Raw genomic sequence first — 22,654 nt, 5'->3', positions numbered from 1 at the left:
CGGTAAGGGCCGGGCGGAGTCGTTCTTGAAATTTATTAATGATAATAAAACGCATTTATATTGCGATCCGCGATAGTAAAGTCTGCGCGCCCGATCGGCAAGACGGGTGTTGCGGCATGCCGAGGTGGACGAAACCGTTCATTCGGTGATGGCGGTATTGCCCGCGCGTCCTACGCTCCTGGTTTTAGGAGAGGGACATCACCGGTCGTTCTTTTTGCCTGGCGTTCGTGGGCGGCGCGGCGTGGGTGCAGTGCTTTGCGGTGTTGCCGGGCGCGTTCGTTCTGGCGTTGGTAGCCATTGCCGGCGTAGTCGCGGGGGTTTTATGCCTGCGATGCCATAGCAATGTTGCTCGCGTTGCTTCCGCCCTGGTGCTGGGCCTTTGCGCGGGCACGCTTAACGCCTGCCTGCAAGCACAGCACCGCCTGGACGATTCGTTGGCGGACCTGCACCAAGACCAAGTCTCGCGCCTGATTCTGCGCGTAGCCGAATTACCCGATGGCGACGACAGGCACCATCGCTTCATCGCCGAACTGGCCGAGCCCGCGCGCCCGGGCATTCCGTCTCGCATCCAGGTCACCTGGCAAGCGCCGCCCGGCGCCTCCACCCCCATGCCTGCGTTGCTGCCCGGCCAGATCTGGCGGATGGCGCTTGTCTTGCGTCGTCCGCACGGCGTGCTGAACCCGGCGGGGCCGGATGCGGAAGCGCGCATGTTCGCGCGTGGCTTGCGGGCGGTGGGCACGGTGCGCGGGCGACCGCGGTTGTTGGACGATCAGCCTTGGGCGTCGGCGGGCGTGGCCATCGAACGGGCGCGGCACCATGTGCGTGTGGGCATGCGCGAGGCCTTGGGGAATCATCGCTATGCGCCGGTGCTGATTGCCTTGGCGATTGGGGATCAGGCCGGGGTGGCGCGCGATGATTGGCGCATTTTCAACCGCAGCGGCATTACGCATCTGGTGTCGATCAGCGGCATGCACGTGACGTCCATTGCGGGCATCGCGGGCGTGCTGGTGGCGGCGGCTTGGCGGCGCACACGATGGCGGGGCGTGGGCTTGGCGGAGCTTATGCCGTCGCGCGTGGCGGGCGGCGCGGCGGCGGCCGTGGTGGCTTTGCTGTACTGCCTGTTGGCGGGGTGGGGCGTGCCGGCGCGGCGCACGTTCTTCATGTTGTCGGTGGTGTTGGCGGCGGCGATGTCACGGCTGCCGTTGACGGCGGGCAGGGTGTTGGCGTGCGCGGGGGCGGGCGTGGCGGCGTTGGATCCGTGGGCGCCACTGTCGGCGGGGTTCTGGTTGTCGTTCGGGGCGGTGGCGATACTGCTGCGCATTGCCGACCTGCCCTTTGATGCCGAGGCCGGGTGGCGCCAGCGTTGGGCAAGCCGGTTGGCGCAGGCGACGCGTTTGCAGTTGCTGGTCACCTTGGGGCTGACGCCCTTGCTGGCGTTTCTGGTGTATCAGGTGTCGGTGGGTTCGCCCTTGGCCAATGCGGTGGCGATTCCGTCGGTGACCTTCATCGTGACGCCCTTGGCCTTGTTGTGCGCGGCGCTGTCGGTCTTGCCTGGCGCGCAAGCGGCAGCGACTTGGGCGGCTCAAGGCGGGCTGGCCGCTTTTGACGCGACGATGGTTCCCGTGGCATGGGTGGGCAATGCGGACTGGGCAAGCTTTGCGGTCGCGGCCGCGCCGTGGCCGTGGCTCTTGTTGGCCGTGGCGGGCATGGTCTGGGCTTTGCAGACACGAGGATGGCCGGCGCGCCAATTGGGTTGGGTGTGCATGTTGCCGCTGCTGTGTTGGCGGCCGGACAAGCCTGAGCCAGGCTATTGGCGCATGAGCGCGCTGGACGTGGGGCAGGGCAGCGCCATCCTGGTCGAGACCGCCAGCCAGACCTTGTTGTTTGATGCGGGGCCGCGCCACTACGGCGGCAGCGATGCGGGCGAGCGCGTGCTGGCGCCGTTTCTGCAGGCGCGTGGCATTACGGCTTTGGATGTGCTGGTGCTGTCGCATGCCGACCAGGACCACGTGGGCGGAGCGCGCGCGGTGCTGGCGGCGGTGCCGGTGCGTCTGAGTTATGCGTCGTTTGATGTGGCGGCGTTTGTGCGGCGCGATGCCAGTGTGTGGCCGGCGACTGGACCGGGGCAGCGGCCCGTGCAAGAGGCCGCGTGGGGTCAAGCGTTGTCTGGCGGACCCGCCACGCTGCCTGCCCGCATGCTGCGTTGCCGCCGTGACGACACATGGGAGGCGGACGGTGTGCGGTTCACCTTTCTGCACCCGGCCAAGGGCGGCGGCCGCGCGCCGGCAGACAAGAATGCCGACAGTTGCGTATTGCGAGTGCAGGGCGTCAGGCATTCGCTGCTGCTGACCGGGGATATCGGTGTGGCGCAGGAGCGGGAACTGGTGGCGCGTGGCGTGCCCAACACCGACGTGGTGCTGGCCCCGCACCATGGTTCGGCCTCGTCATCCGGACGCGATTGGGTGCTGGCGGTGCAGGCGACACATGCGATAGCCCAGGCGGGCCATCTGAACCGCTTTCGTCACCCCTCTGCTGCGGTGCAACGGCGCTGGCTACGCGCGGGGGCGACGTTCTGGCGCAGTGATCGGGATGGCGCGGTGATGGCGGAATCCCGCGCGGAAGGATTAAAGGTGTGGTCGCAGCGGGAGGACGAAAGAAGATATTGGCATGGGCGATGACAGGCTTGAAGGCGCCGTTTCCCGGTAAGCGAGCAGCCCGAATTAATCGCCATTTATTACAGAGTCGTTAATTTCACACGAGGAAATATCGCCAAAATCGGCCAAGCAAACCATTATGTCTGCCATCATCTGCTAATTTCTCTGTGTAACGGCATAGACACAGCAGATATATATTGCAATATACGGTTTCTGATAGCAAAATGCGGCGCCAAACAGGTCTACAGGAGGCGGCGCGTTGGCGGATATCCGTTTGCGTCCAATCGTATGAGGGGATTCCGGCAGTTGCGGTTGGCAGTGTTGGTGGCGATAGCGGCGGGCAATGCGGCAGCGGTGGCGCAACCCGTGCCAGACGCCGTGCGTCGCGCCACAGAAATCGAACGTCGACAGGAACAAGAGGTCGATGCCCAGCGCGCCCGCGCGACGGAACGGCCCGATGTGCTGTCGGCGCCCGCGCAGGACGCCGCGCGCGGCTTGGTCCTTCCGCCTGAAACGCCTTGCTTCCTGCTGCGTGAAGTGGTTTGGGATGGCGCGGAACCGTCCGAGTCGCTCGCCCGCGCCGCCGCGGTCGTGGTCGGCCAATGCGTGGGCGGCAAGGGTTTGCGCGCCCTGCAGGAATACCTGATCAACCTGCTGATCGACAACGGCCAGGTCACCGCGCGTGTCGTCGTGCCCGAGCAATCGCTGGCGGCGGGCACCCTGAAGTTGCGCTATCTGCCCGGCCGCATCTCGGCGGTCAAGGGCGAGGGCGCTATCGGCTGGTGGCGTACCGCCTTGCCTACGGGGCCAGGCGGCGAACTGAACCAGCGCGACCTGGACCAGGCGCTTGAAAACATCCGGCGCCTGGGCAGTCAGGCGGACGCGGCCATCGACATCGCGCCCGGTCCCGAGCTGGGCGACTCCGACATCCTGATCAAGCCCGGCACAGGCAAGCGCTGGCACGGCTACGTGGGCGGCGACAACGGCGGCATGGATTCCGTGGGCAAGTACCAGGTCAACGCCGGGCTGACGCTGGATTCCCCCTTGTTCCTGTACGACCAGCTATCGGTGTCCTGGAACAGCAACGCGCGTTGGCGCGACGCGAACTCCAACACGCGCGCCGCGTCCGTGAACTACAGCGTGCCGTTTGGCTACTGGAGCGTCTTTGCCGGCGCCAGCAAGTCCACCTATCGCCAGACCGTGGCCGGCTTCGAAGAGCCCATCATCTACGGCGGCACCACCAAGCAGTTGCAGGCGGGCGTGTCGGTGGTGCCGTACCGCGGCACGGCCTACAAGGGCAACCTGTCAGTCATGCTGCTGCGCAAACGCACCGACAGCACACTGAACGACGTGCCCATCGACGTGCAGCGCCGCGACGTCACCGGCTACGAGATCAACTACGGGCACCGCCACTATGTGGGCCAGGCCGTGCTGGACATCGGCGGCGGCGTGCGCGGCACCTTGCCGCAGTTCTCCGACCAGCCCGGCTACGTCTATGGCGACCCGGACTGGAACGGCCGCAGCACCATCTACACCGCCAACGCCGGCCTGTATTTGCCCTTCAAGGTGGCCGACCAGCCCTTTGCGTATCAGGCCAATTGGCAGATCCAGCATGCCAAGACGGCAATCGTGCCCGCCGACTACTTCACCATCGGCAACCGCTATGCCGTGCGCGGCTTTGATGGGCAGATGACCTTGGCTGCCGAGGATGGCTGGACGCTGCGCAACGATCTGTCGCTGAACCTGGAAGGCCTGACTGGCCTGTCGGGGCAGCAGTTGTACACCGGCGTGGACGTGGGGCGCGTCGGCGGTCCATCCGCCGCGTATCTGTCCGGCCGCACCTTGGTTGGCGCGGTCGCGGGGGTGCGTGGCCGGCTCTCTTTGCCCGGTGTCGCGAGTGTGGTCAATGCCAGCTACGACTTGTCGGCCGGCTGGCCGCTAAAGAAACCCGAATCGCTAAAAACCGCATCCACCGTCTTCGCGATGGCGTTGATGTTCGAGTTCTGAATCCGTTGTTGTTTCCCTGGTGCACATGATGTCCAAGCTTCGCTCGTTGATTGTCTGGTCCATCGTTTTTACGCAGGTGTGGACGCCGGTGCTGGCGCAGACCTTGCCGATCTCGGTGGACAAGAACGTGGCCGGCCAGAAGCCATCAGTGGGCGTCAACAATGGCGTGCCCGTCGTCAACATCGCGCCGCCGTCCGCCGGTGGGGTTTCCAACAACCGCTACACGCAGTTCAACGTGGGACCGTCGGGCGTGGTGCTGAACAACAGCGGCGGCGCCAGCCAGACCCAGCTTGCCGGGCAGGTGGCGGGCAACGTCATGCTGGGCAACCAGCGCGCCACCACCATCCTGAACCAGGTCACCGCGCCCAACCCCTCGCAACTGATGGGCACGCTGGAGGTCGCGGGCAATCGGGCCAATGTCATCGTCGCGAACCCGGCGGGCATCACTTGCAACGGCTGCGGCTTCTTGAACGCGAATCGGGCCACCCTGACCACCGGACGGCCCCAGGTTGGCTCCGATGGCAGCATCGCGCTCGACGTGGCGGCAGGCAAGATCCGTGTTGAAGGCGACGGCTTGAACGGCACCAACGCCAGCCAGGTGGACCTGATCGCCCGGTCGCTGGAGATCAACGCTGGCGTATGGGCCGACCGGCTCAACGTGACGGCGGGCGCGGCGCGTGTGGACTATGCGTCGGGCGCGGTCTCGGCTCGGGCGGGCGAAGGCCCGGCGCCGGCGGTGGCGCTGGATACCGCTGCGCTGGGCGGCATGTATGCCAACAGCATCCGGCTGATCGGCACCGAGGCCGGCGTTGGCGTCAACGTGGGCGGAAACCTGGTGGCCCTGACGGGAGACCTGGAGGTCAGCGCGGCGGGCGACGTGCGCATCGCACCCAGTGCTGCCGTGCAGGCGGCGCGCAATCTGAGCTTGGCGGCCGGACGCGATCTGGCCGTTGATGGCGTGGCGCAGGCGGCGGGTGGTGTGGCGCTGGCCGCTGGCCGCAATGCCGGGATAAAGGGCGCCGTTGGCGCGGGCGGCTCAGTCGATGTGAGCGCCGCGGGCGACGTCAGGATTGCCGCGCAGGGTGCGTTGCAGACGCAGGGCGCACTGCGTGTCGCTGCGGGACAGGACCTGTCGCTGGAAGGTTCGCTGCTGATGGGCGGCCAGGACGTGGGCATCGAGTCCGCGCGTAACCTGCGGATAGGCGGCGCCTTGCCCACGTCGGGCGTGACGCCACCGGTCGGTGGCGCAAGCGGTACGGAAGGCGGCGGATCGAACGCGGGCGGCGGCGGTGCTTCCGGCACGGGCGGCACCGCATCAAACACCACCACCGGCGCGGCGCAGGCGGGCACCAATGCCAGCGGCTTGGTCACCGCCCGCGGCGCGGTCGCATTGACGGCCGGACGCGACATGGTGCTGCCCGGCCAGGTGACTGCCGTCGGTGCGCTGCACGCGCAGGCGGGGGGCGACTTGACCACGGGCGCCAGCGCCCAACTGCAATCAGGCGAATCGGCCAAGTTGCGTGCCGCCGCCGACCTCAACCTGGACGGCATGGTCGGTGCGCGCGGCGACGTTTCGTTGATGGCGGGGCGCGACGCGCGCGTGTCGGGCAAGGGCGCGTCCACCGGCCGCGTCGCCATCGATGCAGCGCGCGACCTGCGCATGGATGCGCCCGCGCAATGGGAAGCGGAAGGCGGCGCGGCGGCCAAGGCCGGCGGCGCCATGGCGCTGGCCGGCACGTTGCGCGCCAACGGCGACCTGGACCTGTCGGCGGGGGGCAAGCTTTCCGTCGACGGCACGCTTGCAGCGGCCGCTGGCGGCGTCAATGCCGCGGCCGGTGCCGATATCGAGGTCGGTGCCCTAGGCCAGATCGCCGCAGCTGAAAGCGTGGGCCTTGCCGCGGACGAAAGCCTTCAAAACGCTGGCAAGATCACGTCCCTCAAGGACGTGACGCTGCAAGCCGCGCGCGACCTCACGCTGGACGGGCAGGCGTTGGCTTCCGGCGACGTGCGGCTACAGGCGGGGCAGGCCATGACGGCATCGGCCGCGTCGCGGGTGCAGGCCGATGGCTCGATCGTGGCGGATGCAGCCAGCGCATCGCTGGCAGGTTTGTTCATCGCGGGCCAGTCCGCGCAAGTCAGCACGCAAGGCGATTTGCGCGTGGACGGCACGATGCTTGCCGACGCAGGCACGCTCAAGATCGCAAGCGGCGGCGACATGGCGCTGGGCAGCACCAGCGTCCTTCAGGCGGGCCAGCAACTGAACGCCCAGGCCAGCGGCAAGCTGATCGCGGACGGCACGATTTCCGGTGAACAAGACGTCCTTCTGTCCGCCGGTACAAACGCCGAACTGAACGGCAAGACGGTTGCCAACGGCACGCTGCGCGCAGAGGCCGGCGCGGACCTTACGGTAGCCCAAGGCGGGCTGGCGCAAGGCAGCAACACGCTGATCCTGGGCGCCGGCCAAGACCTGCGCATCGCCGGTACGGCCGGCACCGCCGAAGCCGTGCCGGGCGCGGGTGGCTTCCTGCAAGCCCAAGCGGCGCGTGACCTGTTCGTGACCGGCACCGTCACGGCGGGCACGCCCGCCAGCCTGTCCGCCACGCGCGACCTTGGCGTCGACGGTACGGTGGCGGCGCTGGCGGGCACCCTGACGGCTGACGCTGGCGGACAGTTGCGCGTGGGCGCAAACGGCCGCATGCAGGCGGCGCAGAACCTGAGCGCCCAATCAGGCGGTGACCTGGACTCTGACGGCGTCATCGTCGCGGGCGGCGGCCTTACGCTGATGGCGACGGGCGATGCGCGCCTGGGCGGCACGGCTGCCGCGCTGGGCGACGCCATGGCCGGCAATCTGCTGGTGGGCGGGCGCGATGTGATCGTCAAGCAGGGCGGGTAGGTGCAGGCCGCGGGCACGCTGACGGCACAAGCCCAGCGCGACCTGGTCGCCACCGGCGCACTGGCCTCGGTACAGAACATGATTCTGGCCGCCGCGCGCGATGCGCGCGTGGACGGCACGGCGGCCAGCGACGCAAACCTGACGATGGCGGGCCGCAACATCGCGGTTGGCGTGGCGGGTCTGGCGCAAGCCGCAGGCACACTCACCACTACCGCACAGGGCACGCTGCTTGCCGCGGGCAGCATGCTGGCGGGCATCACGCAAACGCTCAGCGCGGGCGACGGCATGACCGTGGATGGCACCGTCGCGGCCTTGCAGGGCGACCTGACGCTGGACACGCAGCGCGGCGACCTGGTCATGGGCGCCGCGTCGAGTCTGCAGGCGGGCGCAACACTGACCGCCACATCGGGCGGCGCGCTGACCGCCTTGGGATCGACCGCCGCCGGCCAAGGCATGACGCTGCGCGCGGGCACGGACGCCACGCTGGGCGGCATCGCCGCCACGCAGGGGGGCGACGTGACCATCAACGCGAACGGCAATCTCACTACCACCGCCGATGGCCGCATCCAGGCCGCTGACGCGATCAATCTGCAAGCAGGCGGCGCGCTGCAGAACGCCGGCATCCTGTCGGCGGCGGGCGCGGCCAGCCTGCGCGCGGGAACCACGCTTGATAACGCCGGCTCGGTGCTGGCGGGCGGCGATGTCAACGCCGTCACCAGCGGTGCGCTGGGCAACACCGGCCGCTTTATCGCGGGCGTAGGCGCAGACGGCACGCTTAGCCTGCCGGGCAGCGTCAACCTGACCGCCGCCTTCATCACCCATCCGGGCATCAGCGCGGCTGGCAAGGACATGACACTTGTCGCGGACGGCATGGACCTGTCCGGCGGCAACCTTTCCGCCATCGGCAAGCTGGCGCTGAATTCGCCCGGCGACCTTGCCACGCGCAACGCCGTCCTGCATGGCGGCAGCCTTGACATCACCGCCGCCAACCTGCGCAACCAGGGCGGCAAGCTGACGTCTGCTGGCGACGCCACGTTGAAGCTGGGCGGCGAATTGGACAACACCGCGGGACTGATCGCCGCCGCCAGCAACGTGCAAATTGAAGCGGCGCGCGTCGGCAATGCCGGCGGCACGCTGGCGGGCGGGGATCTCACCCTGACCACGGCCGGGGCCGTTGACAACCGGGGGGGGCTGATCCAAGCCGACGGCACCCTGACGTTGAGCGCCGCCAGCCTGGACAACAGCGCCACGCTGACCGCCGCCGCCGCGCCGCCCAAAGGGGTGCTTGCCAAGGTGGCCGCCATCGTTGCCGACCGCGTCAACAATCAGGGCGGCTCCATCAGCGCGGGCCAGGACCTGACCGTCACCACCGACGAACTGGACAACGCCGGCGGCGAAGTCGCCGCGCAGCGCTACGCCACGGTCGAGGCCGCCGTCCTGAAGAACCACCAGGGCAAGGTCATGGCGGGCGAGCGTCTTGCCGTCATGATCCAGAACCTGCAAGGTCTGGGTACCCTGCAATCCGCGCAAGATTTGTCCTTTACCTACACGGGCTCGCTCAACCAGACCGGTACCATTGCCGCCGGCCGCGACCTGAGCATGTCCGTCGGCGGCGCCATGGACAACAGCGCCACCGTCAGTGCCGGCCGTGACCTGAGCATCACGGCCGCCTCGCTCAACAACCAGGCCAGTGGCGAACTGCTGGCCGGGCGCACCAACACCATCAACGTCGCCAATGGCCTGACCAATTCCGGCCTGATCGATGGCGGCTCCACCAACATCACCGCCGGCCGCCTGGACAACTTCGGCCGCATCTATGGCGACACCATCGCCATTCGCGCGGGTGAACTCGTCAACGGCGCGGGCGCCGGCGGCGGCGCCGTCATCGCCTCACGCGGCGATTTGGACCTGGGCGTGGGATCGCTGGTGAACCGCAGCCATGCGCTGATCTATTCCGGCGCGGACTTGCGCATCGGCGGCGCGCTGGATGCCAACCGCAAAGCCATAGGCCAGGCCGCGTCGTTGCTGAACGCATCGGCCACGATCGAGGCGGCAGGGAACGCGGCGATTTCGGCTGCGTCGTTGCAGAACGTCAACACGAACTACGTCAGCCAGGTAGTGCCTGTGATGACGGTCCCCAAGCTGTACGTGACACCGGCGGGCACGACCGACGTGTACGACATGGAGACCAACTGGTTCTGCGACCAGGTCACACCGATGTGCGGCAAGGTTCCGGAATGGCTGGATGACGATCCCGAGCGCCGTTTCCTGCTGCCTTCGAGCAAGTATCCGGCATCGCGATACGGGCCGCCGTTTGATTACGTGCAGAGCAAAAAGGGCCGCGCCGGCGAGACCGCGCCAATACCAATTACCCATATCCCCGAATCCGTAACGTGTTCTGGCGGGGATAACGGTGGCGATTGCTGGACCATTCCCGAATCATTCGTCTACAGCTCAGATGCTCGTGTATGGGCCGTCTTCGGCGTCACGCCGCCTTCTGGGTCGATGCCGGTCTGGGTGCCGCCGCAGCAGGAGTGCCGCGGCAAGGAGGCATGCGCTGCTGAAGCGGCCCGCCGCCAGGCCTACGAAGATGCCTACGCCGCGTATAAAGCTCCGCATGTTGAGCTGGACCGGCGCATTCGCGAATTCAACGCCGACTTCAACAACCGCCTGGTCGCCACCTTCACCTACTACCAGGTCGAAGAAACCGTCACAGAAACCCGCACCGTCTCGTCCGACCCCGGCAAGATCCTGTCGGGTGGCGCCATGACGCTGAGCGGCACCGTCACCAACGACAAGAGCCAGATCGCCGCGGGCGGCGCCCTGACCGTCTCTGGTCCCGCCATCAACAACATCGGCGCCGGCGGGCAGCGAATCGTCACAAGGACAGGGACGGCCACCGTCACCCAGGCCCGTGACCGCGACCGCAAGGAATATTCCAGCGCCTACCAGCAAACCCTGGCTGCGCAGGCCATTGAACTGCCGGTCGGCACTTCCGGCGGCAACGTCTCTGTCTCGCTGAGCGGCGCGGCCCCCGGCGCCAGCGGCGCCACCGCGCCCGGCCCCGTCCTGATCGCCAGCCTTGGCCTGCCTGGCGGCAGCGTCGTGCGCAGCGTATCCAACCCGGCCACCATCCCGGACAGCCAACTTTTCGCCGTGGGCGGCACACCCGACGCGCCCTACGTCGTCGCTACCGACCCGCGCTTTGTCGGCAACCGCCCAACAGTTTCCAGCGACTATCTGTTCGACCTGCTGCAACAGCCCGGCGCACCCGTCGGCAACGCTGGCGCGTCCGGCTCCGTCAACGCCGGCCTGGGCAGCCGCCCCGGCGGCCTGAACGCCCTGATTCCCGCCGGCGCAAAATTCCTGACCCCGTCCGGCCAGCCCCGCCGCCTGGGCGACGGCTTCTATGAACAGAAGCTCGTCGCCGATCAGATCCTGGCCACCACCGGCCAGCGCTTCCTGGAAGGCTTTGGCGACAACGACAGCCAGTACAAGCAGTTGCTTGCCAACGGCGCGCAATTCGCCTTGGACAACGGCGTCAAGCTTGGCGCGGCGCTGACCGAAGCGCAGCAACGCCAACTGACCACCGACCTGGTCTGGTTGGTCGAACAGACCATCACGCTGCCCGACGGCACCACCGAGACCGTGCTGGTGCCGCAGGTGTACCTGCTGGTGCGCGAAGGCGACCTGAAGGGCGACGGCACCCTGATGGCTGGCCGCGACGTCAAGCTTGCGGCCGACGGCGACATCAACAACAGCGGCACCATCGGCGCGCGCGACGCCACCGTCATGACGGCCGCCAACATCGTCAACCAAGCCGGCGGCCTGATCCAGGGCGCCGTCGTCAACCTGGCTGCACGCGAGGACCTGACCAACCTGGTGTCGCTGATCAAGGGCGACAACGTCGCGCTGTCGGCGGGCCGCGACATCGCGCTGACATCCACATCGGCATCGGAAAACAACGGCGCGACCTGGGGTTCGTACATCTCGGGCGTGTCGCGCGTGGATGCCGGCAACCTCAGCATGCAGGCGGGTCGCGACCTGACCATGACGGCGGCGCAAGTCACCGCCAAGGACGACGTGCGTCTGCAAGCGGGCCGGGATATCAATCTGGCCACGCGGGAGGAGAGCCACGGCGAGTCGCTCGTGCGCAACAAGAAGAATCGGCATGACCTGAGTACCAGCAAGGAAATCGGTTCAAGCATTGCCGCTGATGGCAACGTCACGCTGATCGCGGGGCAGGACGTCAACGCGCGCGCGGCTGACGTCACGGCCGGCGAGCAATTGGCCGTTGGCGCAGGCCGCGACATCAACTTGATCGCCGGAGTGCAAAGCGGCTCGGCCTACGACGAAACGCATTACAAGACCAAAGGCTTCCTGTCGTCGAAGACTACGCATACCAAGACGGCCCTTGACTGGGAACAGGCCCTGTCCACTACCTTCACCGGCGACACCGCCGTGCTGATGGCTGGACGCGACTTGACCGTGGCGGGCTCGAACGTTGGCGCGCAGAAGGATCTGGTGATGTCGGCCGATCGCGACGTCAACATCCTGGCCGGCCAGAACGCCGAGGACAGCTACGACTACAAGATGGTCAAGAAGTCGGGCTTTGGGGCCATGGGTGGTTTCAGCTATGGCTCCAGCAAGCAGACGGATTCGCTCGACAGCAAGAAGGTGTTCCACAGCGCGAGCACCGTGGGCAGCGTCGAAGGCGACGTGCTGATCAACGCCGGCAACGCCCTCAACATCACGGGCAGCAACGTCATTGCACGGCAAGGCGACATCACGCTGATCGGCAAGGAAGTCAACATCGGCGCGGCGCTGGACACCACGCAAGAGAAGGAATTTCATGAGATCAAGCAGACGGGGTTGAGCATTAATGCCAACACGCCTTTGGTCGACGCGATGCAGACCGCGGGAAAAATGGGGGATGCAGCAGGGAAGACCGATAACAAGGTCATGCAAGGACTGGCTTTGGCGACTACCGGTCTTGCCGCGGTCAACGCCTATGACGCTGTCGCGGCCGATCCCAAGAGCGCTGGCGGCGTGAGTGTCAGTATCAACTTTGGAGTAAGCAAGAGCCAAAGCACGACAGATCGCGCGTCGTCTTCCGTTTTGGGATCTACCGTGGCGGCGGGCAAAGACCTGACCATCGTCGCTAAGGGGGCCGGCTCCGCGTCTGACGTCACCGTCACAGGTTCACGCCTGTCAGCGGGGAACAACGCCATCATCAAAGCAGATGGCGACATTCTGCTGCAAGCTGCGCAAAACACCTTTGAGCAGCACACGAAAAACAAGAGCTACAACGGTAGCGTCGGCATTGGGGTCTCAGCGAGCAGTGAAAAAGGCATAGGCGTGATGCTGAACATCGGTGCAGGTGGTGGCAGAGGGCGCGCAGATGGCAAAGACATCAATTGGACGTACACCGATGTGGTTGCCGGCAACGTGTTGGCATTGCAATCGGGCGGCGACACCTCGCTGATTGGTGCGACAGCCAGCGCAGATCAGATCATCGCCTCGGTCGGCAAGAATCTTCGAATCGAGACGCTGCAAGACACCAGCACCTACGATGCCAAGCAGCAGAGCGCCGGCATTCAAGCCAGCATTTGCATTTACGGCTACTGCAAAAGCTCCGTCTCCGGAAATGTCTCGCAAGGCAGGATGGACAGCAATTTCCAGACCGCTACACAGCAGGCGGGGCTGAAAGCGGGTGACGGCGGTTTTCTGGTGAGCGTAGGCCAGAACACCACGCTGATTGGTGGCGTCATATCGAGCAGTGAGCAGGCTGTGGCAGACGGCCTGAATCAGCTGTCCACCGGCACGCTTATCGTCAAAGACTTGCAGAATACCGCGCGCTACAAGGCTGATCAGGTCGCGCTCAGCGGCGGATATAGCTGGGGAGGCAGCGGGGGAGGGGAAGCTAAGCAGGGTGATGTCGGTACGAACTCGAAAGGGCAAGCGGCGGGCGGTGCGGATAAGGTGCCTGGCACGAGCTTACCGACGAACAGCAATGGAATGTCCGCCGGTATGCCCGTGGTCGTTGCGGCGTCTGGGAATGCCGATTCGACGACATACAGTGCGATCAGCGGCGGCAGCGTAGTCATTCGTGATGGGGCTGGCCAACTTGCCCTGACCGGCAAGACTGCGGCGGAGACGATCGCGGCGTTGAACCGGGATACGTCCGATACGTTGAATGCGCTGAAGCCGATCTTTGACAAGGAGAAGATCGAGGCGGGGTTTGAGATTGCGTCAGAAGCCAGTCGGCAGATGGGGCAGTTTTTGACGAATCGGGCGAAGGAAATTGACGCTCTAAAAGCTCGTGCAAAGGACCAGACGCTGTCTCAAGCCGAGCGCGAACAAGCCGCCGCAGCTGCGGAGAAGCTGGATAGTGAGTGGGGGCCGTCTGGGTCTTACCGCCGCGTTGTGGGCGCGATTTCAGCGGGCGCGGCCGGCAATGTGACAGGCAGCGCTGGTGCCTTCGTGCAAGCTGCCGCAGTGAACTATTTCCAGGGTCTAGGCGCATCGCAAGTTAAAAAGCTCGCCGATTCCATGGGTGATGGAGCAGATTCGGAGGCAGCGCGCGCCCTTCTGCATGGAATTGTGGGATGTGCAGGAGCCGCGGCTAGCAGCGGAAATTGTTCCTCCGGTGCATTGGGGGCTGCAGCGAGCTCGGTGCTTGCAAAGCTCATCGGTATGGCTGCGGGCGATGAACTGTCCGCGGAAGAACGTGAAGCGCGTGGCAATTTGATCGCCAGTATTGTGGCCAGCATATCCGAAGCAACTTCGGTGGATACCACCACTAGCACCATCGCGGCTGTGACGGAGTTGACAAATAACGCACTCACTTTGTCCGACCTGAAGCGATTTGGAGCAGAAGCCTCTAGTTGCGAAGCGTTTGGCAATTGCGATGAAGTACAGGAGAAGTTCCGAAAGCTAAGCATCGAAACCCAAGAAACCATGATCGCAGTGTGTGCGGCAGACCCGAACCGCTGCCGGGAACTCTATGGTGATTTTGTCGAGCAAGTTACCGAGTATCGGGAGGAACTGGATAAGTTAAGTGGCATGGACCTTCCTGCGGGCCTTAGGAATGATGTTGCCATATACTTCTTGCACAACGCTGAGGCGGTCAGTATGGTTCTCCATACTGAAATCGCCGCTGATCTTCAGAAGAGATATGGCGTAAGTTCCGAGACGGCCATAAGGCTTGTGGCGGCTGCGAGCGCGGTAGCTGGGTCGATTAAGGGTGTAAAAGCGACAGATGTTGTAGGCGGAGTGCCTCAGATCACCCTTAATCGTCAAAGTGGCGTTGCATTTGAACGCCAAGTGACAGAGGCATTAGGGCATGTTGGTGGGGTGAAGAATACTAATCCGGTAACTGTTCAGCTACCTAACGGCGCGCAGGTAACAACAATTCCTGATCTGTGGGGGACAAACGTCGGGGGGCTTTTGGAGGTTAAAAATGTCCAGAACCTTTCAATGTCTAACCAGTTGCGGGCACAGATTCAAGCTGCAACTGCAATAGGTCAGCCATTGAATCTTGTTGTGAGTCCTAGGACAAATAATATTTCTAGAGAACTTTTGCGCCAAGTTAGAGGTACTGGTGGTGATGTATTCAGATATAACCCTACTACCGGTGACTTGACGAAGTTTTGATGGCTTATGAAATCATATATACAAATAGCGATTCGAACAAAATCTGAGACCATTGATTGGGGTGCTGGCGAAAAGCTCATTGATTCGTTAAACGTGAGCGGAGGGTGGCTGCATCCTGAACAGGTATCACACAATGCGGATAAGTTCACGGAGCTTTTTTTGGGAAAGAGTTCGTGTGAAAATATTTGGGCTTCTAAAGCTTCATTGCGCCTTAATGGAGTTTTGTCCGATTTTTACCAAGACTTTGCGTGGCGAAGAAAGAAGGCTATAAAATCGTCTGGCAGTGTTGTTCACACATCTCGAAATAATCGAGGGCAAGTCGTTCCTGGGACCATTTCCTTAAAGGCTGACTATAGCGATAAGGTTGATTGGTATTCACTCTTCAAAGTGTGGTGTGAAATTTTCTCTCCTCAGCTCGGTATGGTGCATTTATTTACTAGTCCCGAGTTGGCTCCTGCTGATAAGAATGGCAGCTTCCAAATCGGTTCATTCAATGCTGCATTAAAACCAGGCATTCCGAATGTGGGGTGGGGTATGTTCTACGGAGACGAATTTGCCCGAGAGGTCAACGTCGTTAAAGTCGCCGCGGCAGGTTTTCGTATTGAGGAACTAGGGGGCGGTTACTTGGTGAGGGTTACAGAAAATATCAGCGACGTTGCAAACGAGTTTTCGTCGTTTTCTAAAAGCCGTGCTGAGCTTCGGAATTTATTTCCAGAGGGTTTTTTTTTAATTAATAACGAACCTTTAGTTTGAGTTGGCCAGCAGCGACCCCGCACCAGTGCTGTTTCAGCTTTTACTCATCGTGAACGTTGGGTTGATTTTGGCCGCCTCCCACGGTGGTTGCAGAATCTCAAGCGTAGAGATTTTGATAATGGCCAAGGCTCTTTCGGCATAGATCATCGCACCTAACGTAAGCAACGATATGGTCGGCCTATATTTCCGATGGTTGGAGTCGTAGGTCGGCCGTAGTTCGTCCAGCGCCTTCGGTTCGACGGTCGCGGCCGGCAAAGACCTGACCATCGTCGCCCAAGGAGCCGGCAAGGACTCGGACATCACCGTCACGGGCTCGAACCTGTCGGCGGGTAATAACGCGGTGCTCAAGGCTGAAGGCGACATCGTGCTGCAAGCGGCGCGCAACGTGTTCGAGCAGAAGACGGACAGCAAGAGCAGTAGCGCCAGCATCGGCATCGGTTATTCCACAGGCGGTCAGCAAAACGGATTCACCCTCGAACTGGGCGCCTCGGTTGGACGCGGAAAGGCCAACGGTCGCGACGAAAGCTGGACCAACAGCAATATCACGGCAGGCAACGTACTCGCCATCCAGTCGGGCGGGGACACGACCTTGAAGGGCGCGGCGGGCAAGGCCGACCAGATCATCGCGTCGGTCGGTGGCAACCTGCTACTTGAGAGCCTGCAAGACAGTAGCAAGTACGACTCCAAGAACAAGAGCGCGGGCTTTGGCGTGAGCCTGTGTATCCCGCCGTACTGCTACGGTTCAAGCAGCGCATGGGCCAACGCCGGCGCCGGCAAGATGAACAGCGACTTCAAGACGGTCACTGAACAGACGGGCTTGTGGGCGGGCGACGGCGGTTTCCTGATCGACGTCAAGAACAACACCACCTTGCTCGGCAGCGTCATTGCCAGCAGCGACCGCGCGGTGGCTGACGGCCTGAACAAGTTGACGACGGGGACGCTGGTCGCGCAGGACCTGAAGAACACCGCCAAGTACAGCGGTAGCCAGGTGTCGATTGGTGGGAGCTTCGGGTTCGGCGGAAGCGCCAAGGCGGGCGACTCAGGGCTGGGCACGACCAAGGGCGGCCAGGTAGCCGGCGGCGCATCGAAGGACGCGGGTTCGTCGATATCGACGGGCAGCAGCGGCTTCGGCATGGGCACGCCCGTGGTGGTGGCTGCCAGCGGCAACAGTAGTTCGACCACACAAAGCGGCATCAGCGGCGGCACGATCGTCATTCGTGACGAGGCGGGGCAGTTGGCCCTGACCGGCAAGACGGCAGCGGAGACGATCGCGTCGTTGAATCGGGACACGACCGATACGTTGAATGCGCTGAAGCCGATTTTTGACAAGGAGAAGATCGAGGCGGGGTTTGAGATTGCGTCGGAGGCCCAGCGGCAGGTGGGGCAGTTTTTGACGAATCGGGCGAAGGAGAAGCAGGCGGCAGAGAAGGCGCTATCTGACGCGATCGAGACAGGCGGAGCCAACGACGCGGCAAGCATGAGCGCGCTCATGGATCAGGCGCAACGCGCTCAGGATTGGAGTGCTGGTGGCAAGTACGGCTTGGTCTTGTTAGCGTTGTCGGGCGCGGCTGGCGCAAACGTGACGGGATCGACCAGCGCATTTGTGCAGTCGGCCGCGGTGAACTACCTTCAAGGTCTTGGGGCAGCCCAGGTGAAGCAGATCGCCGATAGCCTAGGCAGGGATCCGCAATCGGAGGCTGCGCGCGCGGCGTTGCACGGCATCGTGGGATGCGCGGGCGCCGCAGGCCAAGGTGCAGCCTGCGCTTCGGGCGCCTTGGGTGCGAGCGCGGGCAGCATCCTCAACAGCCTGATGGGCTCGCCCGAGGGCCTAACCCCCGAGCAAGTCGAAGCGCGGCGCAATCTGGTCACAAGTCTGGTGGCTGGCATAGCGAGCGCTGCGGGAGCGGATGCGGCAACGGCGGGTACTGCGGCAGCGCTGGAGACATCGCAGAACGGGGCGCAGCTCGCAATCCCTGCGGTTGGCGCGGCGGCGGCTAAGTGTGCAACGACGCCGAGTTGCCAGCGAGCAGTCACGTACGTGTTGGACAAGACCGTCTACGTTGCCGTGCAAATGAAGGACGGCGCCATCTATGTGGGAACTGCTGCGCTGGTGGGTATTACCGCTGCGTCTGACGCGGTAGGAAACTGGGTGACAGAATTCGTGGGCAGCGCGGTGGGGCGCGAGACGGCGCTGCCGGGTAAGCCTGGCGATGTGGTGAGGGTGGATACGCCGCCGCCACTGCCTTCCGAGAAGGAGACGTTTGGTTCGGAGATCCCGGTTTGGCCGGGTGATGCGGTTGGGCCGATTGGGGTGCCAGGCAGCGGGGAGGCGGACGTCGACAGCGGAGGTACGATCAGTACTCCAAACAATGGTCCTATTGTCGTCGATCCGATCTTTAGCAGAAGCAAGGAGTTGGAGCAAAGGGCCAAAGAACTGGGCTATACGAATAGAATTTCCCCGCAAAGGGCTCCGTTTGACTCGCATGGGCAAGTCGTATTCTGGAATGGGAAAAACTACATTACGCCCGATGTTGACGGTCATAATGTGTCAGATGGTTGGAAGGTATTTGATCGTCGCGGAAACAGAGTCGGCACGTACGATCGAGACTTGAATAGGATAAAAAAATGAGTTTTAGCATTGCTCTGGGCGAAGAGGTGTTGACAGAATTCAATGAGCCGGTGTTGAAGGGTGAAATAGAAATTGATGGATATACTGAAAGTTTCTTTGCGCCGACAGAATATTGGTCAAGAAATGAATATATAAGTAGTTGGAAGAAATCGTTAAAGCGGGGTTTGCGAGAAGGTGATCATGCCGTATTGGTGACATCTATGCGGGACCCGGAGGCAAGTAATTTCATTTTTTATTGGGTAATTTTCATAGAGGGTGAGCAGGCTTATATTCAGAACAGGATCTTATTTCTTGAGGAAATGTCCGAGCCTTTCGATCCTGAAAAAATAAGTTCTTACGTATCTCGGAGGACGGAGTTCAATGAGGACGGTCTTGAAATATCTCAATGGAAGACAGATATGACCTCGATTGTCGATTTTCTTAATGAACTTTCAAATTAATAGTCCCAGTTGATTCGGCAGCTTGGGGGCAGTCTCGACCAAGAATTGCAAGGGGCCGGGCCGGCCGCGACCTGACGATCATCGCAGCGGACAAGGCCGATCAATGCAGCATCGTCGTGGCCGGCTCCGCCCTGGCCGCGGGCCGCAACATTCTGCTTGCCGCCCAGCAGAGTACCGCCAGCCAGAAGACTGGCGGCAAGAGCAGCAACGCCAGTGTCGGGGTGGGCTTTTCGATCGGTGGAACCCAGAACGGCGTCAGCATCAACTTGGCGGCAGGCGGCAGGCGGCAGCAAGAACAAAAGCGATGGCCGGGATACGACGTGGAACAACACCCATGTCCAGGCCGGCGGCAACCTGACCATGAACTCCGGCGGCGACACGGTCTTGCGCGGCGCGCAAGCCAGCGCCGACCTGATTATGGCGACGGTGGGCGGCAACCTTGTTGGCGAAAGCCTGCAGGACATCAGCCACTACGCCGCACGCGACCGCAGCGTGGGCGTGCAGGTAAGCCTGTGCATCCCGCCCCTGTGCTACGGCGCCAACTCGGTCAGCGGCAATTACGGCCACACCAAGATCAACAGCCAGAATTTAAAGTCAGACTGCATGGTAATTAAGGGAAGCATTGATGCCAATGCTTTGCAGAAGTCGCCAATATTCCCAGAGCCGGTCGATTTTTGGATGCAAGGACAGGGCATATCAACGTCATTGAGGAAGTCGAGGGAAGGTTGATTCGAATTCACCCTTGAACTGGGTGCCTCGGTCGGACGCGGCAATGCGGACGGTCGCGACGAAAGCCGGACCAACAGCAATATCACGGCAGGCAACGTACTCGCCATCCAGTCGGGCGGGGACACGACATTGAAGGGCGCGGCGGGCAAGGCCGACCAGATCATCGCGTCGGTCGGTGGCAACCTGCTACTTGAGAGCCTGCAAGACAGCAGCAAGTACGACTCCAAGAACAAGAGCGCGGGCTTTGGCGTGAGCCTGTGTATCCCGCCGTACTGCTACGGTTCAAGCAGCGCATGGGCCAACGCCGGCGCCGGCAAGATGAACAGTGACTTCAAGACGGTCACTGAACAGACGGGCTTGTGGGCGGGCGACGGCGGTTTCCTGATCGACGTCAAGAACAACACCACCTTGCTCGGCAGCGTCATTGCCAGCAGCGACCGCGCGGTGGCTGACGGCCTGAACAAGTTGACGACGGGGACGCTGGTCGCGCAGGACCTGAAGAACACCGCCAAGTACAGCGGTAGCCAGGTGTCGATTGGTGGGAGCTTCGGGTTCGGCGGAAGCGCCAAGGCGGGCGACTCAGGGCTGGGCACGACCAAGGGCGGCCAGGTAGCCGGCGGCGCATCGAAGGACGCGGGTTCGTCGATATCGACGGGCAGCAGCGGCTTCGGCATGGGCACGCCCGTGGTGGTGGCTGCCAGCGGCAACAGTAGTTCGACCACACAAAGCGGCATCAGCGGCGGCACGATCGTCATTCGTGACGAGGCGGGGCAGTTGGCCCTGACCGGCAAGACGGCAGCGGAGACGATCGCGTCGTTGAACCGAGACACGACCGATACGTTGAATGCGCTGAAGCCGATCTTTGACAAGGAGAAGATCGAGGCGGGGTTTGAGATTGCGTCGGAGGCCCAGCGGCAGGTGGGGCAGTTTTTGACGAATCGGGCGAAGGAAATTGACGCTCTAAAAGCTCGTGCAAAGGACAAGACGCTGTCTCAAGCCGAGCGCGAACAAGCCGCCGCAACTGCGGAGAAGCTGGATAGTGAGTGGGGCCCGTCTGGGTCTTACCGCCGCGTTGTGGGCGCGATTTCAGCGGGCGCGGCCGGCAATGTGACAGGCAGCGCTGGTGCCTTCGTGCAAGCAGCCGCAGTGAACTATTTCCAGGGTCTAGGCGCATCGCAAGTTAAAAAGCTCGCCGATTCCATGGGTGATGGAGCCGATTCGGAGGCAGCGCGCGCCCTTCTGCATGGAATTGTGGGATGTGCTGCTGCGGCGGCGAGCGGCAGCAATTGCTCCGCCGGTGCATTGGGGGCTGCAGCGAGTTCCGTCCTTGCCAAGCTGATAGGAATGGCCGCGGGGGATGACCTATCTGCAGAGGAGCGTGAAGCGCGAGGCAATTTGGTCGCCAGTATTGTGGCCGGCATATCCGAAGCAACTTCGGTGGATACCACCACTAGCACCATCGCGGCTGTGACGGAGTTGACAAATAACGCACTCACTTTGTCCGACCTGAAGCGATTTGGAGCAGAGGCCTCTAGTTGCGAAGCGTTTGGCAATTGCGATGAAGTACAGGAGAAGTTCCGAAAGCTAAGCATCGAAACCCAAGAAACCATGATCGCAGTGTGTGCGGCAGACCCGAACCGCTGCCGGGAACTCTATGGTGATTTTGTCGAGCAAGTTACCGAGTATCGGGAGGAACCGTAAGCTCCCCCTTCAGGTAGACACCGCCCGGTAGAATTTCGGAGCCTCCCTGAGTTGGAGATTCCCTTGAAGAAAAGCAGATTTACCGAGAGCCAGATCGTTGCTGTTCTGAAGGAAGGCGAAGCCGGCATGCCGGTCGCCGAGCTGTGCCGCAAACACGGCATCAGCAACGCCACGTATTACCTTTGGAAGAGCAAGTTCTCCGGCGTTCAAGTTTCCGAGTTGCAGAGGCTGCGCGAACTGGAAGCTGAAAACGCCAAGCTCAAACGCATGTTTGCCGACTTGGCGCTGGAGAATGCAGCGATCAAGGATGTCTTGAATCGAAAATCCTGACGCCGTCGGCCAGGCGCGAAGTGGTGGGACAGCTGGTGCAAGCCAAGCTCTCAATCACGCGCGCTTGTCAGATTGCCGGCCTATCGCGGGCGGCGTACTACAAGAAGCCAATGCCGGCATCTGAGCGGGATTCCCCAGTCATTGATGCTCTCAATGCCATTGTGACCCGGCATGGGCGTTGGGGATTCTGGAAGTGTTTCACCCGGCTGCGCCTCGACGGTCGCGGCTGGAACAAAAAGCGCGTTCATCGGGTGTACTGCGACATGGGTCTGAATTTGCCTCGGCGCTGCAAAAAGCGGCTTCCCGACCGACCGCGACAGCCGCTGGATCTGGCCACAGAGCCTAATCGTTGTTGGGCGCTCGACTTCATGCATGACGCTCTCTACTGCGGCCGGCGGTTTCGCACTCTGAACGTGATCGACGAGGCGAACCGGGAGTGCTTGGCCATCGAGGTAGGCGTGTCCATCCCGTCTGCACGCCTCATTCGGGTATTGAGCCGTTTGATCGACTGCTATGGGCCGCCTGACGCAATACGCCTGGATAACGGTCCGGAGATGATCTCAGAGGCGTTCACCCAATGGGCTAGCGCAAAGGGCATCGCGATCCGCTATATCCAGCCGGGCAAGCCAAATCAGAACGCTTTCATTGAGCGCTTCAATCGAACTTATCGAACCGAGGTGCTCGACGCGCACCTGTTCGCCAACCTTGAGCAGGTCCAGACGATTACCGATCAATGGCTGGTCGATTACAACCAGTACCGCCCGCATGAATCGCTGGGTGGCCTCCCGCCGGTGCAATTCATGCCCCGGCTAACCCTTGCTCCGATCGTCTATCAACCGATGTCTACTTGACAGGGGTGCTT

Annotated in this window: 11 protein-coding genes and 1 pseudogene; 11 read left to right on the top strand and 1 reads right to left on the bottom strand. The window is 62.8% G+C overall.

Annotated elements, in window-relative coordinates; all coding sequences use genetic code 11:
• Positions 1–245: 245 nt before the first annotated feature.
• The 5 genes from ELS24_RS17960 to ELS24_RS17940 all read left to right on the top strand — a co-directional run bounded on the left by ELS24_RS17960 (position 246) and on the right by ELS24_RS17940 (position 15,963).
• Entirely contained in the window at positions 246–2,678 is a 2,433-nt protein-coding gene (locus ELS24_RS17960; RefSeq protein WP_240669332.1) for a DNA internalization-related competence protein ComEC/Rec2, read from the top strand.
• A gap of 264 nt (positions 2,679–2,942) precedes the next feature.
• On the top strand, positions 2,943–4,661 hold the full coding sequence (locus tag ELS24_RS17955; RefSeq protein WP_127184921.1) for a ShlB/FhaC/HecB family hemolysin secretion/activation protein: 1,719 nt from the start codon (positions 2,943–2,945) through the stop codon (positions 4,659–4,661).
• 25 nt (positions 4,662–4,686) lie between these two features.
• Positions 4,687–7,554, top strand: coding sequence for a filamentous hemagglutinin N-terminal domain-containing protein (locus ELS24_RS17950; protein WP_127184920.1), 2,868 nt, complete (start codon positions 4,687–4,689; stop codon positions 7,552–7,554).
• Between the two features lie 144 nt (positions 7,555–7,698).
• Complete coding sequence (locus ELS24_RS17945; RefSeq protein WP_164741265.1) at positions 7,699–15,210, top strand: hemagglutinin repeat-containing protein; 7,512 nt, start codon at positions 7,699–7,701, stop codon at positions 15,208–15,210.
• Positions 15,211–15,216: 6 nt separating this feature from the next.
• Entirely contained in the window at positions 15,217–15,963 is a 747-nt protein-coding gene (locus tag ELS24_RS17940; protein WP_083447229.1) for a hypothetical protein, read from the top strand.
• 33 nt (positions 15,964–15,996) lie between these two features.
• Here the strand turns inward: ELS24_RS17940 and ELS24_RS17935 are convergent, their stop codons facing one another.
• Complete coding sequence (locus tag ELS24_RS17935; protein WP_083447230.1) at positions 15,997–16,311, bottom strand: hypothetical protein; 315 nt, start codon at positions 16,309–16,311, stop codon at positions 15,997–15,999.
• On the opposite strand from ELS24_RS17935, the gene ELS24_RS17930 reads away from it, so the two are divergent.
• The 6 genes and pseudogenes from ELS24_RS17930 to ELS24_RS17910 all read left to right on the top strand — a co-directional run bounded on the left by ELS24_RS17930 (position 16,223) and on the right by ELS24_RS17910 (position 22,643).
• Positions 16,223–18,592, top strand: coding sequence for a hemagglutinin repeat-containing protein (locus tag ELS24_RS17930; RefSeq protein WP_342672813.1), 2,370 nt, complete (start codon positions 16,223–16,225; stop codon positions 18,590–18,592). The genes ELS24_RS17935 and ELS24_RS17930 overlap by 89 nt on opposite strands.
• Positions 18,589–19,032, top strand: coding sequence for a hypothetical protein (locus tag ELS24_RS17925; RefSeq protein ID WP_050445360.1), 444 nt, complete (start codon positions 18,589–18,591; stop codon positions 19,030–19,032). Before ELS24_RS17930 ends, ELS24_RS17925 begins: the two co-directional genes overlap by 4 nt.
• A 116-nt stretch (positions 19,033–19,148) precedes the next feature.
• A pseudogene (locus ELS24_RS31740) lies at positions 19,149–19,271 on the top strand (hypothetical protein); the annotation flags it as partial.
• Positions 19,272–19,392: 121 nt separating this feature from the next.
• Positions 19,393–19,761, top strand: coding sequence for a hemagglutinin repeat-containing protein (locus tag ELS24_RS17920; RefSeq protein WP_050445361.1), 369 nt, complete (start codon positions 19,393–19,395; stop codon positions 19,759–19,761).
• An 18-nt stretch (positions 19,762–19,779) separates the two neighbouring features.
• The gene (locus tag ELS24_RS17915; protein WP_127184916.1) at positions 19,780–21,462 is read left to right on the top strand and encodes a hemagglutinin repeat-containing protein; all 1,683 of its coding nucleotides are present in this window, start codon (positions 19,780–19,782) and stop codon (positions 21,460–21,462) included.
• 63 nt (positions 21,463–21,525) lie between these two features.
• Positions 21,526–22,643 (top strand): IS3 family transposase gene (locus tag ELS24_RS17910; protein ID WP_428839646.1). Its coding sequence is split into 2 segments (ribosomal slippage): positions 21,526–21,790 and positions 21,790–22,643, totalling 1,119 coding nucleotides; the frame shifts between segments, so codons are not numbered across the junction.
• The last annotated feature ends 11 nt before the right edge of the window (positions 22,644–22,654 follow it).

Origin of the sequence: Achromobacter spanius (assembly GCF_003994415.1) — a bacterium.
Classification (GTDB): domain Bacteria; phylum Pseudomonadota; class Gammaproteobacteria; order Burkholderiales; family Burkholderiaceae_B; genus Achromobacter; species Achromobacter spanius_C.
This window is presented reverse-complemented; position numbering and strand designations above follow the sequence as displayed.

Excerpts from the sequence above, each read along its gene's own strand:
- ELS24_RS17955 (WP_127184921.1), top strand. The coding sequence starts at position 2,943 with ATGAGGGGATTCCGGCAGTTGCGGTTGGCAGTGTTGGTGGCGATAGCG.
- ELS24_RS17950 (WP_127184920.1), top strand. The coding sequence starts at position 4,687 with ATGATGTCCAAGCTTCGCTCGTTGATTGTCTGGTCCATCGTTTTTACG.
- ELS24_RS17945 (WP_164741265.1), top strand. The coding sequence starts at position 7,699 with ATGGCGGGCCGCAACATCGCGGTTGGCGTGGCGGGTCTGGCGCAAGCC.
- ELS24_RS17940 (WP_083447229.1), top strand. The coding sequence starts at position 15,217 with ATGAAATCATATATACAAATAGCGATTCGAACAAAATCTGAGACCATT.
- ELS24_RS17925 (WP_050445360.1), top strand. The coding sequence starts at position 18,589 with ATGAGTTTTAGCATTGCTCTGGGCGAAGAGGTGTTGACAGAATTCAAT.
- ELS24_RS17920 (WP_050445361.1), top strand. The coding sequence starts at position 19,393 with ATGAACTCCGGCGGCGACACGGTCTTGCGCGGCGCGCAAGCCAGCGCC.